The 13,175-nt window shown below is 34.7% G+C and carries 10 protein-coding genes and 2 pseudogenes; 4 read left to right on the top strand and 8 right to left on the bottom strand.

The window, feature by feature from the left end:
• Positions 1 to 109: 109 nt before the first annotated feature.
• Positions 110 to 1,141, bottom strand: coding sequence for an SDR family oxidoreductase (locus tag C2I06_RS19935; protein WP_123258702.1), 1,032 nt, complete (start codon positions 1,139 to 1,141; stop codon positions 110 to 112).
• A 144-nt stretch (positions 1,142 to 1,285) separates the two neighbouring features.
• Here C2I06_RS19935 and C2I06_RS19930 point away from each other — a divergent pair, with 144 nt between their 5' ends.
• Positions 1,286 to 1,954, top strand: a complete 669-nt coding sequence (locus C2I06_RS19930) for a TetR/AcrR family transcriptional regulator (RefSeq protein WP_123258701.1) — start codon at positions 1,286 to 1,288, stop codon at positions 1,952 to 1,954.
• Between the two features lie 280 nt (positions 1,955 to 2,234).
• Here C2I06_RS19930 and C2I06_RS26030 read toward each other — a convergent pair.
• Both C2I06_RS26030 and C2I06_RS25990 read right to left on the bottom strand, forming a co-directional pair.
• Positions 2,235 to 3,100: pseudogene (locus C2I06_RS26030) on the bottom strand (Mu transposase C-terminal domain-containing protein); the annotation flags it as partial.
• A pseudogene (locus C2I06_RS25990) lies at positions 3,097 to 3,939 on the bottom strand (TnsA endonuclease N-terminal domain-containing protein). The pseudogenes C2I06_RS26030 and C2I06_RS25990, both read right to left, overlap by 4 nt.
• Positions 3,940 to 4,640: 701 nt before the next feature.
• Between C2I06_RS25990 and C2I06_RS19915 the strand changes: the two are divergent.
• From C2I06_RS19915 to C2I06_RS19905, 3 genes are all read left to right on the top strand, one after another.
• The gene (locus C2I06_RS19915; protein ID WP_123258700.1) at positions 4,641 to 5,309 is read left to right on the top strand and encodes a CotZ-related putative spore coat protein; all 669 of its coding nucleotides are present in this window, start codon (positions 4,641 to 4,643) and stop codon (positions 5,307 to 5,309) included.
• Positions 5,310 to 5,386: 77 nt separating this feature from the next.
• On the top strand, positions 5,387 to 5,734 hold the full coding sequence (locus tag C2I06_RS19910; protein ID WP_061800732.1) for a DUF3992 domain-containing protein: 348 nt from the start codon (positions 5,387 to 5,389) through the stop codon (positions 5,732 to 5,734).
• 50 nt (positions 5,735 to 5,784) lie between these two features.
• Entirely contained in the window at positions 5,785 to 6,411 is a 627-nt protein-coding gene (locus C2I06_RS19905) for a collagen-like triple helix repeat-containing protein (RefSeq protein WP_123258699.1), read from the top strand.
• Positions 6,412 to 6,849: 438 nt separating this feature from the next.
• Here C2I06_RS19905 and C2I06_RS19900 read toward each other — a convergent pair whose 3' ends face one another.
• From C2I06_RS19900 to C2I06_RS19870, 5 genes are all read right to left on the bottom strand, one after another.
• Complete coding sequence (locus C2I06_RS19900) at positions 6,850 to 7,956, bottom strand: tetratricopeptide repeat-containing glycosyltransferase family 2 protein (protein ID WP_123258698.1); 1,107 nt, start codon at positions 7,954 to 7,956, stop codon at positions 6,850 to 6,852.
• A gap of 610 nt (positions 7,957 to 8,566) precedes the next feature.
• Positions 8,567 to 9,256 carry a PBECR4 domain-containing protein gene (locus C2I06_RS19890; protein ID WP_123258697.1) on the bottom strand — a complete coding sequence of 230 codons (690 nt, stop codon included), beginning with the start codon at positions 9,254 to 9,256 and terminating at the stop codon, positions 8,567 to 8,569.
• A gap of 376 nt (positions 9,257 to 9,632) precedes the next feature.
• Positions 9,633 to 10,517 carry a TnsD family Tn7-like transposition protein gene (locus tag C2I06_RS25860; RefSeq protein ID WP_275068617.1) on the bottom strand — a complete coding sequence of 295 codons (885 nt, stop codon included), beginning with the start codon at positions 10,515 to 10,517 and terminating at the stop codon, positions 9,633 to 9,635.
• Positions 10,493 to 11,518, bottom strand: a complete 1,026-nt coding sequence (locus C2I06_RS25855) for a TnsD family Tn7-like transposition protein (protein WP_123258694.1) — start codon at positions 11,516 to 11,518, stop codon at positions 10,493 to 10,495. The genes C2I06_RS25860 and C2I06_RS25855 overlap by 25 nt, the downstream gene beginning before the upstream one ends.
• Positions 11,519 to 11,527: 9 nt before the next feature.
• Positions 11,528 to 13,168: a TniB family NTP-binding protein gene (locus tag C2I06_RS19870; protein WP_164463743.1), complete on the bottom strand. Its 1,641-nt coding sequence runs from the start codon at positions 13,166 to 13,168 to the stop codon at positions 11,528 to 11,530.
• Positions 13,169 to 13,175 lie beyond the last annotated feature (7 nt).

The raw sequence follows: 13,175 nt of genomic DNA, 5'->3' as shown, positions 1-13,175 counted from the left end.
GTTTACATAACTATTCTAATTTTACTTGGAATAATATGCAATGATATTTAACTCGTTTCTTCTCTCATAAGTTTTCCTCTCCTATTGAGCTTAATGGCTGCTTTGTAAATTAAATTAACTTTAATTTTGTTAATTTTTTTGCAGAATCGAGAATAGTTTCCTCAACCAGACGAGGGCTCCAATTTAGCTGAGTTCTTGCTTTTTCTGATGTATATCGGAATTTCCTTCCTAACATGGGTACTAATGAAGCTAAAGATGGATTCATTTTCGCAGCACTTCTCAGTATAAAGTCAGGAATTGTTTTTGTAGGAATGTTTTTCCCAACTTCCCCTAACTCCTCTTTAAGAAATTTTGCCATATCATTCATCCACATAAATCCACTACTGGCAATATATCTTTGTCCTGCTGCTTTTGGATTAGTCATTGCACGTATATGAAGGTCTACTAAATCACGTACATCAACAATTTCAAACCCGATTTTTGGATTCCCCAATCCCTTTCCTTGTATTAATTGTTGAATCACCTCAATAGAACTAGGCACATTAGCGTAGAGAATTGGTCCAAATATTGCTCCTGGGAGAATTGTTGTTAACGTTGTCTTACTGTTTTTCTCCTTAATAAAATCCCAAGCTGCTTTTTCAGCAATCGCCTTTGATTTTCGATAAGCGTTCAAATTTTTGTCATTCAGATTGGTCCATAATGCCTCATTTATATGTTGATCCTTATTAGAGATATCTGGAGTTGCTGCTGCAAGCGACGATGTCATAACAACTCGTTCAACCCCTGCGTTGACAGCTTCTCTAATTACACGCATTGCCCCATCACGTGCCGGACCAATGAAAGTATCCAAATCATCATTGTTACCTGTCGTGAGAGGTGAAGCAATGTGAAGGACATAATCAACACCTATCATGGCCTCTTTCCAACCATCATCACTCTCCAAATCTGCAAGAAAAAAAGACAAAAACTTCGTATCAATCCCAATATTTAAAAGACTATTCGAAATATATACTCCCTTTTTTTCGCTTCTAACAGTTGTACGAACGTTATACCCTTGTTTTAAAAGGTCATGAATTGCCCATCCAGCCACAAAGCCTGAACCACCTGTAACCAATACCGTTTTGTTATTTTTATTTGTCATATTAAAATTCCTCCAAAAATTATTTGATGTTTGTAGCTTACAACACAAAATAAATAAAATCAACAAAAATAACAAAAAGTGTTCATTTTGTATAAGTTGTTTATTATGTTATAATAGAGGTATTATTTAATGAGGTGAAAAGAAATGGTTACAGAAAATGAACGAAAAGAACAAATGATAAATAAAATTAATGACGAAGTTGTCAAAAATGGATTTAAAACACTTACAATGGATGGAATTGCAAAAGTAATGGGGATTAGCAGAGGTAAATTATATCAATATTTCCCCTCTAAAGACGAAGTAATTGAAGCTGTCACAGAACGGTACTTACAATATATAAAAGATATATCTGTTATAGGAGCCCCTGAAGAGTATCAAGAATTTGTAGATGAATTTATTTCTATTTACTTTCAGAATGTCATACTAGCAGGCTCAGCCTCTGAAATATTTCTAGATGATTTGAAAAATATTTATCCACATTTATTTGAGAAATTTTCTGAATCCATGTCCAAGCGTGATACTGTAATTCAGAATTTCTATGAAATAGGAATGAAAAAGGGAGTTTTTAATCAAGGAATGAATGCACAATTGATTAACTTACAGGACAAAACAATGTTAGCCGTTTTAATTCTTCCGAAATTCTTATTTACTCATCGGTTAGAACCGTCTCAAGCAATTCGTGACTATCTTCGAATACGAATTTTAGGGATCATAGCTCCTGAACATCAAAGTTTAGTGAATTATGAAAAGGCTGAAGCACAAATTAAACATCTTGATGAAAAATTTAGACGAGTTTTTATAGAAAAAATATAAATTTCGATTTTAGAATTCAAAAAACCGAAGTTTCACCGGGAAAAATACCGGAAAAACTTCGGAATTGGAACAACGTTTATTTTTAGCTAAGAATCTTTATTTTATATAAGGAAGGGAACTTTTATATGAAAACAATAAATCTACATTACCTGTTGGTTTGAAATAAATTTTGAGCAAACGGATGCTGCAAACTTTGATATTATAATAGAAAAAACCCACTCATTAACCAGATTCTATTTAAAACGAAACATATTCTATTCTTCTCACGCTTGTTAGAAGGGACAGGACGACCAATTACCTTATTAACATCAAACGAGCTCACTAAATATATATCTGCAAATGTAGCATCAATTTTGAATTACTTAAAATAGGGCGATGTTTCAATTCATATTCTTTAGCGCTTTTACGGAACTGAATATCTTTCTTCGTATCTTCTATTTTTCTTAAACCAATAGTAAAATTGATTGTAAGATGGAATTCGGCTGCTTCCCATACTCTGAATTTCATTTCACCATTTTCTTTAAAAAATCGCGTAATATGAAATGATAGACATCTTTTAATGAGTAATTGTTCGTTTTGCGGTAGTATTTATTTATGCCGTGCTCAAACTGGAGTTTCACTTCATTCGTTATATTAATACCAGTTCGATAATCGCCACTAATGTTTACTCTACGTGAACGATCTGTTTTTGCTTCTGACAAAGACTTAGCTTTACCCTTACCTCCTGAGTTGCATACTCTGGTAACATGGAATCCTCCCATAACGACTAAGCAATTTCTTTATTTTGTTTTGCCCAATTCCACTTGTCTTAACGATTTCAGTAATCTTCTTTTCTCTTCCTTTTTTTCTTAGTAACTCTCTTATATTAGGAAGGATATATTCTTCTATTGTTCTCCAATCTTCTTCACGTTTACGAATTTGAACGTCCGTAAGCTCACTATCTGGAATGGCTTTTTTATAAGGATCATTTACAACAAAAAGCTCATCTTGATTCATCTCTGCCTGTAAGTTTGCATAAATTTCCCTTTGGGGCATAGCACTTGTCGTATCAATATTAACTATATACACATAAGTTTCTTCTATCTCGATAACACGTAGTCTCTTTGAATCAGAAACATATTGAAGCACTTGGTTTATCATTATCATCCGTATTTCACCTTCTTTAAATTACTATCATCAATTGACTTAATGGTGACTGGCTTTTCTAAATCTAAAGGCTCAATCATATCTATGATAATGATTTTTCGAGATAATAAATGATAGAACATCGTTACATCACTACCAAAAGGCAAATATGTATCTTTATCAAATTCACTTGTGATTTTACGTATGCTTTCTTTAGTTCCTAATAACCTTTGCATTAATGAAATAGATAAATCTTTAATATTCTGGGCACTCATTTCTCCAAATACATCATAGTCTCGAATCTCATAGTAATTGTGAATATAACTGATATTTCTTGCCATTGTTTTATGTATTTCTTCTTCTGTCACAATACCCCAATCAACTTCTTTTCGATGCCAATACTCACGTTCAGTCTCAAATTTTTCAAGTATTCGCTCTTTTAATAATTCATCCTTCATTTTAATTGTATGAGCTACATCAAATATACTTTGTCCATTATTAATCATTACTAAAAAAGTCCGTTGTCATCACAATAGGTTCTCCCGTTTTGGGATTGGTAGGATGTTTAATACCTAACTCATCTGCAATGACAATTGTTTCTTCCCCAGTGGAAGTAAGGGAAATTGTTCACGAATATCCAGGGATAAATCAGAATATTCAGTAATATAAAAGTAGTTTCGTTCTAAATCTGCTAAAAACTCATGCTGCCTATTTGTCTTTATTCCTTTCAAGCGAGTAGATCTACCTAACGAAGATACATCTTGAATTTTTAACCATGGTTTATATTCTGAACCAATACCCGAGCCCCGGCCTTCTTTTATCCATTTCTCAATTTTAGATGTTCTTTTTCTTTTAGACATAAAAACACCCCTTTAAACAGTCATATCTAAAGGGGTAAAGTTTCGTGACTTTCTTCAAAACATCGCAACTTTATTTCAAAGCCACACTCACTGTTGCTTTGAAATAAAATTTGATCAAAATACTATATAAACCCGTATTTTACGGTAAACAAGAAGAATCCATTTTGAAAAATGGGTTGATCAAAATGGATTCTTCTTGGCATATTTAATTTCCGGTTTTATAAAAAAGTTTGATTATCTCTTATTGAACTAATGCCCCCTCAATAAGGTTTACGAACAATTATAGGAATTTAAATCCTTCCAGTCTTCAAAAGTTTTCTAAAATTCTCGGATAAGGCATTATCTTTGCTAAGTAGCAGAATAACTGAAGAGTAACAAAATACCAATTCCACAACTGCCTTTGGATGTTGTATTTTAGGATTTTCAACCCAAAAATTCGGTCTGGTGCGTCGTTAATGGATACCGCAACTCTTTTTCTAGTTATACAATAGAGCATAATTGGCGAAAAAAGATGGAGGCTGGCGGTTTAGAAGCACTTGAACCAAATCAAAAGGGGCGTCCTTCCATAAATATTACATAGCATCAAATACAAGTCAATGAAGGTGTATTCTCACCAAATGCACAAATTAGTCTTATGTCGCATATTATAAGTTATAAAAAGCTACTTTAACTTTTATAGCTATGAATTGAGTTGGTTTAACTTGACATGCTGCATCATTGAAAAACTAAAACGAATTCAAAGTAATGAAAAACAAATAAAAGTTGATGAATGTTTTGCTGTAACACCAGTTTTTTTAATTAATCAAGAAGGAGAACATTTTATTGCATCTGGCATATCGAATGGAGAACTATTCCATACATGTTATTTTAAGGTCATTTCGGTTAATGAACTGCGAAAATGTGTTGTCCTAGAATTACTTGTTCCTTGTTGTATGAAAACATTATGTGCCAATAAAGCTTTGTATCGTTCAGGTTCACGTATTTTGACTGATATTTCTTTTTTTTGTGGTATTGGTGAAGTTGAAATTCCTGTATATGATTATCTGATTTTAAAACCAAGTATAAAGGATAAATTTGAAATTTGTTTTTTAACAAATGAAAATAAAACAGGTATTTTATGGAACAACGAAACTAACTTTGCTAATACTGCTACAGTCACTCTTCATCATAAGGATACCAAGAATTGTTCGATTAAAATTATTCTTCATACTAAAGAAAATTTATATTCATTAGGTGTGAATAAAGGAGAAAGTTGCTCTATTACGGTTAAAGATCTCGAGTGTCTTAAGATCGAATCATCAAAAAGAAAATTGAAAGGACAAATAGAAGTTCAGCTGAATCACATTATTAAAACTATTAAATATTTTTAAGTTAGGTTGATTATCCAATCGAAATTGTTTTTTATAACATATTCTTATTAAGATAATACAAATTGAGGAGGATAATTATGGCTATTTTGGGCGGTTGTAGTAACGAGCAAACTGGCTTTGTAAACGATGCTGTATGTTTCACGATTGATTTAGGAGATACCGGAGCTGTAGCTACTCCAGTTTGGGAAGATGGAACTTCTTTTGTTATAAATGGAACAATAATGGTAGAAAACAATGGGATTGTAGGAGTTGGCCCCACAGCTTCTCTTACAGTTAATGGAACAGCAGTTGCGGGATTTACAGTAGCGCCAGGAGAAAGTAGATCAGTCACTTTAAATGATATCAATTCAATAGGTATTGTTGGAGCAGGAGGAACTGGAACTGCAAATGTAACCGTTTCTTTTTCATTAAATTATCAATATTAATCAGTTTGTATCTTTGATTCCACAAACTTTTGCTGAAAGTAGTGACAGGAATGTGCGCTCAACTTAACTCATGTGGAGGTAGTAGAGGACCAACAGGGCCAACAGGGCCAACAGGGCCAACAGGAGCAACAGGAGCAACAGGAATACCCGGACCAACAGGACCAACCGGGGCAACAGGAATACCCGGACCAACAGGACCAACTGGGGCAACAGGAATACCCGGACCAACAGGACCAACTGGGGCAACAGGAATACCCGGACCAACAGGACCAACTGGGGCAAATCCGCAGCTGTTTTACAATGAGGTAGCAGGCCCAGTTTCAGTTGCTGTTAATGGTACTGAAACGTCAATTGGGACTTTAAGTGTGCCAACAGTCACTGGCCAATTAATAAAATTAGATTTTGCCATTTCTGTGGATGTGACAACGACAGCTAACTCGAACTTTACTTTCCAAACTAGAGTTTATAGAAACGGAGTATTTGTAAATACACGCTCCGTGCAAAGAAATGTTAATGCTGCAATTACGTCAAGATTTCCAATTGCTACAACGTATGTAGAGACTGCAACAGTCACTGGTACGACTTCCTATGAGGTTAGGATAATCTTTACCACAGCAAGTAATGTGAGCAGCAGCAGCGCACTAAATTTGGAGATAAACGCAATTAGATTCCCTTAAACACGCATTCAATTCACTGCTATGTATTTACTCATAAATCCACGCGTATCAAAATAGAGGGGCTGTCTGAAAAGTCCCTAAAATAAAGCAAGAGGAGAAAAAGGTTCGTTTTTCTCCTCTTGCTTTTCTATTCTGTTGATTTCTATCTGAAAGTAGCTGGCGGATGCCTGCTACTTTCAATAGGTTGTGGGCCAATGCCACAATCTCAAACTCGACATGAACCTTAATGAGCCCCCTCAACGAAAACCTGCGGAACGACCGATAGCCTTTAATGGTGACCAAACGCACTCTCTACTTCGATTTTCCGTCGAGCGTAGATTGCGGCCTTCTCTTCACATTCAAGGGATCTTTTCGCTTTGGTTTTCATTTCTTCAAAAAATTGTAATTGCCTTTTAGTGGTTTTTTCTCTTTCTCATTTCCTTCCTTAAAAGTTACCTTTTATTGATTTCCATGCTGTTCACCCCCGGAGCTAGCTTGCTGCTGAAGGATATCTTCAAAATATTTTTTGTTGGCTAGCATTCTTGAATCATGGGGACGGTATTGTAAAGCCGATTCATTATGCTGATAGGCGAGCTGATGCTGGCCGAGTTTATCGTAGCAGACTGCTAATTGCAGGTGGGGAAGCCAGGTCGCGCAGGCGCGGTTTTGAAAAGCCAGGTTTTCTGCTCCTTTGTTTTCTATTGCTTTTTCATACCAATAGACCGCACTTTGAAAATCGTTTTTTTCTAAAAAATAGTATCCCAACCTACAGCAGGTTTCTGCTCTAGGCGGTCCATAGACGAGCGTGTAGAGCACCCAGCTTAATTCTTTTTCCTTCAGCCCCAATGAATGATAGCAGTCTGCTAATTTATTGCACGCTCTGATATTATCCTCGACCCATCCCTGTTTCATTTGTAAAAATCGTAAATAATACTCAATTGCTTGCTCCATTTTTCCGTGATCACACAACTCGTTCGCATAGTAAAATAAATCTCTTGGAGAAAAATCCTTTCCTGACGAGGCCATTTTTTCATAAATTTGGAGGTTGCGATCTGCGTCATGGCTAAGTGGCAGGTGAGAAACTGCAACTTCACTGTGGTGGAGGTTTCCGTACACTTCCAAATATTCATGGACGGCGCCAATCCACTTAAAGCTTTTTTCGCGTTTTACCAGCCGGTACCTTCTTAAGCTGGATGTGACGTTATTTTCTTCATCAAAAGCTAAATGGTATTTCATTGAGACCGCGTCAATACGCGGATCTAGTGTTCCTTTTAAATCCAATAAAATCTCTTGATCATTCTCAGTAAACACGTCGTCGGCATCAAGCCATAAAATATAGTCGGTCGTTGCCTGCTGAAACGAAAAATTTCGGGCAGCCGCAAAATCATCAGTCCATTCAAAATCAAAAATCCGGTCTGTATAACGGGCAGCGATGTCCTTCGTCTTGTCAACTGAACCGGTATCCACAATGTTTATTTCATCAGCTATCCCTTGCACAGAATCTAAGCACCGTCCAATAACAGCTTCTTCATTTTTTACAATCATGCATAAACTGATTGAAATCACATCGCCACCTCCGTTTTATTTTTGTTTTTTCTTTATGACATGGACAAACATGTAATCAATATGGGCATGTTTTGACAAGTGATCAAAAGACAAATCAAATAGCCCGACAAGGAATTGAAGTTCTTGTAAAAAGAGCTGTATGTTTGATTCAGTATCAGAGGAATGGGAGGTGATGGATTTTATGTCATAAAGATATTCAGGAAATAGGGTATTTATGTTGCGAAGTTGCAACTTTATTTTAAATCTAAAACTGCATCTTTTGATTACAATAAAAAGGCGTTAATTTTTTTCGATAAACGCTGCCCTAGAGTTAAAGAAAAAAATCCTGTAAAAACAGGATTTTTTTCAAACTTTATTATAAATTATCATTCTTTATTTTAAATAACCGAACTTTGTTTTAAATGGTCAATCTTTTTTCTGTCATCAAGGAAAAAAGTCGTTCAGAGATTTGCTTCAAAGCCCTTATTTTTACTGTGAACGACTTTTATACTTTTATCACCATAGAACTCTCGATTTTTCAACTTTTCTTATAAGAAGGAAAAAAGTTGTTCACACATATTTTATTTCACTTTTAATTTAAAAACCTTCTAAAAAAAAAACGCTGAATATATCAGCGTTTTGGTCTATGCACTCTAATGTTCTTTTGTAGATAAAATTTTCTTTTCATGTTTGATTTAAATCTATCGTATTTTTTTCTTTGCACTACATTTACTACAGTGCTTGGTGGATTAGCATAAGGGTTTGTTTGATGAGCCGGCGTTTTACGTTCTATTAGAAAAGTTTCAGGATAATACCATTGTCCATGGAACTCCTCTTTCATACCTATCTGAATAAACGCATTATCATTGAGGTGTAGGTTGAAAACAATAAAAGTAGAGTTTATATATCGACCTGGACTAGGAACATACTTAATCGTTAAAGTACCATATTCCAGTAGGTAAGGAAGATAATAAAAATGAAGCATTTTATCCTTCATTTTATTTAATTTGACTCCCTTTCCCCTAATATGCGCCTTGTCAAGATTGCCTTCAAGTATATTATTCCAACCACCTATACCCTTATATTCCTTAACTAGTTCACGGTTCATTCTCTTTTGGGGATTTACAGTCTTTTCAATTGCCACTAAATGGCAAAACTTATCTAAATCAAATTTTAGCTTTATTTCTTCACCTGAAGATAATACGAATTCATATGTATAAGGGTATAGTTGTGTATAATAAAATTCACGAAGAACTGGTAGGTCAACGTCCGCAAAATTGGGGCGACTATTTAAGCTTAACAAACCTGCAAGGTCTAACATATTGTTTTTCTCCTTAACCTTATGTCAAATAAAAAAGCCCTGATGAAATCATCAGAGCCTACACTTCGATAAAATTAAAAGGGCGGCACATTTTTGATAAACAAGGTATTTTTGAGACCCCCCCGTGGGGTACCGGAAGCCACCAGTTTCCAGCTTGTTCATGAAAGGAACAACAAAAATCTCTATATACACATTATAGAACTTCATAGTTTAATAGTCAATAAAAAACTAAAAAAAATAAAGAGGCGGCATAATTCTGAGGTAAACAAGGTATTTTTGAGACCCCCCGTGGGGTACAGGGCGCCGCTAAACCCTGCTCGAAAGTCGACTGTTATTATTATATTCGTATCTAAAGGTTTTTAACCTTTAAATTATTCTATTTTACTAATAATTTTGCAACGTTAATATTATGCTGTATTACTTCCCCCTTGATATATACATTTACCTTATCTGATATATCTGAACGCAATCCAGCTTTTCTGTAAATTTCCCACTCCTTAACAAACCTTTTGCTTAAGTCATTTTCAAGTAACCACTTTACTCGCCTAATTTGAAATTCATCAACTGTTTCTATCGTTGATTCAAGATAAGCAAGGGTTTTTGGGAAGTATCCAGGATATTTTTCTAACCAATGCATTTTTTGCGTTTTTTTCCCTATAGAGGTCTTTGTTTTTCGCTGTGGTTTTTGATTTTCTGAATCCCAATTTTGAACAATTAATATCACTTTCTGTAGCATCTCTGTATCCCTTGCATCCCAATCAGCCTTTACTCCTAGGCTTTTAGGTAGGGGCGAAGGTGTTGGATTGTATTCCATTAAAAACTGTTTATCATGCCGGTACAACCAAGTATAGGTTGCAGGAATTAACGCTCTTATTTCCTTTTTGTTCAAATGAGTATTTCCCTTAATTGTATCTACCCATAAATCATAATGATTTACATTGTTAATTGTATTTTGATTTTTCTCAATCGGAGTATATTTTCTTGAAGGTACCCATTTATCCAAAACATCGTTCTTTTCTGCATATTTTTTTATAGTAGCTATATCCGCCTTAAGCAATTTAGAAATGGGATAAATCCCTTCTCCTTCTTGAATTAACTTAACTAATCTTTGCTCCCAAACTCGCCCAAACACCATTACTTTACTTTTTCCATTTAAATACCTTCGTTCCTTAAACCCACATTTGCAAAGAAAGTCACCGTACACTTCTTTGCAATCACTTGAATAGTCAATACATGTTATTTCAGATGTCTTTTCACAAATTGGATTATGACATTTCCATGGTCCAGCCCCAAAAGGTGAATAATATATTCATTGGTAAAGAATTCTGAAGCAGACCCAGCTAATAAAATCATTATTAAGATATGACGAATCGGATGAAAGGCTTTACGATTATTCTGAATTATCATCTGAATCCATGTTTGTTCATCGTTAATATCAAAATCAGAATTTAAATGACTGAGAAACTCTCTAGGATAATAATCAAGGAATAATTTCTTTAATCGCCAAACATCAACACGACCATTGGGTTTGGAAATACCTATTAATTTAAGGTATTCAATATACCTTTTTCTGTAATAATTTAAATTTCTAGGTGGGAGATTTTGATTTAGTAACCATTCAACATTTTCCACCAGTTTAACATGAAACTCTTGTGTCTTACTTTCTTCAATAAGAACACTATCCAAATCAAGTTTTAACGAATCATTAAGACTTCCCAAAGAAATGTATTTATGTTGGTTTACTTCATCCAACGAAAATGGAGTAGGTTTTAGCCTTTCTTTATGATGATGACAAACCAATACTCCAGGGCACTGGTAGATTCTATTCCAGAATACGTCAAGGTATTGTGAGTTTTGTTGGTCCATTTGAGCTTTTACACAAGAAGGACAGTAATAGAGTTTCCTTTTATTAGAAATAGAAGAAGCGACAACACCAAGTCTTGTCATTATTCCTTTCCCATTTCCAAAAAACATATCACTTATTATTTTTTCATGTCTTGCTAAATCAATAAATGGGCGAAATAACGGATATAGCGTATGATTATTCACTAGGAAGTCAGGTGTATATGGGCTTCCTTTCGGAAAATTACCCGATAGGTTATTTAGACCGGCAGGAAAACCCACTACTGCCCGCACTCCCCTAGTATTAAAAAGATGTTCAATTACCCACTTTATTCTATCCTCATTAAGATATTCAAAATATCTGGCAATACCACTATATAATAATTCATCTTTATGAAGATAAGGAAAGTTAAGTATCATATTATCCTCCTATATTCCAAGTTCCTGATTTACATCAGGGATGTAGCCCTTTCTTTTTATATCCTCATAGGTTACATCGTTTCCTATATTAAATTCATTTTTTTTTCTTAAATCATCATCAGGAAGAACTTCGTTATTCTTTGATATTCTTTTTTTAGGAGCGGTTGCTACAAGATATTCTTTTGCAATCTCCAATCCTTTTTCAAAATCCAAATCATTCCCCAATTTATTAATGACATAACCAACGGCTGCCTTTGAACGTGTTTTAGGATAATTGGATTCTAACAATGCACTAAGCAATTCATCCCTAAATGTTTTTTTCTGTTGTTTCTGAAGGTCTTTTAACATTCTTCGATGCAATATTACCTCATGTTTCTTCGATGATTCTAAAATATGTTGTTGAATTAATTTCTCCATCTCAGGAGGACGCACATCCTCGAATCGCCCAAATGCTTCAAGGTCAGTTTTTCTAATGGCATCTATCATAGGTTGAATTAATGCAAATTCCTTTTTGGCAGTTTTTCGTATTAATTCAGGGGTTATTATTTCATCTTTTTTATTCATTGCACTTAATTGAACCATCATGTAAAGTTTAATCAAAACATCAGTTATGCCCTGACATTCATCATAGAGTGTTTCTTCAATTTCCGAAGTAAGTGGGGTTTCTACATTTGTCCACTGATATCTCCACATACCCCTTAGCAGCCTCTTCCAAAAGGGATTATCCTTTTCAAGTACTCCCCATTCAATGCCTCCTTGCCCTATGCCTCGGCGCGTATTTCTAAAGTCCCCTTGTAAAATAGGATAAGTTTTAGGCGTTCCAACTAAGACCACGGGGATACTTAATTCATTCCTTAAACTGACAAAGAAGTTTAACATTTGGTCCCGCTCTTTTCCTTTTGCCTCTCTTAGATTCTGGACCTCATCAATTATCAACATCCCTAAGCCAAGTTGATGGACTACTAACTTCATTTTTTCTAAATATTCCTTGGTTTTCATATCTCCTCTTAAATGGTATGAATAGCTGTTTTCTCCAAATAACATGGTTATTTCAAAGAAAAATTGTCTACACAATGCTTGTATCGAGCCATCATATGGACATTCAAGCTTTAAGTAAACTAATTGGACAATGGAACATTTGTGTTCGTTATATTGACTGTGCATTATGCATTGCGGATACAAAGAAAGAACCTGCTCAATTGCACTTGTTTTACCTATCCCCGATATTCCAACAATAGCCAACCCATTGTTACTTGCCGAAGTTGTTTTAGTTCTTTTTATCTGATAAGGATAAGAATTCGTTGGCACACTAATATCTTTTGCCTGTTGATAAAATTGTTTACTTAAAGGGTTTCTAGCAGAATACCCTGTACATAAGAGCGCAGTTATTTTCTCATACATTTCCAGAGTTCTTTCCGTTGGATAGTAGTAATCAAACAGATTTTGAACCATTAACTTTCTTTCAGGTACACTCAACATTCTTTCCTCATTATCAAACTCAGGAAATGAAGCTAGCATTTTTATTACATCCGCTCTTTCTAACATAGGAGGAAGAGCATCAATGTAAGGATTATTTTTATATAACCCAACATTCCTATTGGTATATATGGCTTCAACCGGCTCAAGAATTTTATAGTCTAAGTTATCCATTTGCATT

Origin of the sequence: Niallia circulans (assembly GCF_003726095.1) — a bacterium.
GTDB lineage: Bacteria > Bacillota > Bacilli > Bacillales > Cytobacillaceae > Niallia > Niallia circulans_A.
The sequence above is the reverse complement of the archived record's forward strand: the minus strand, read 5'-3'. Positions and strand labels throughout refer to the sequence as shown.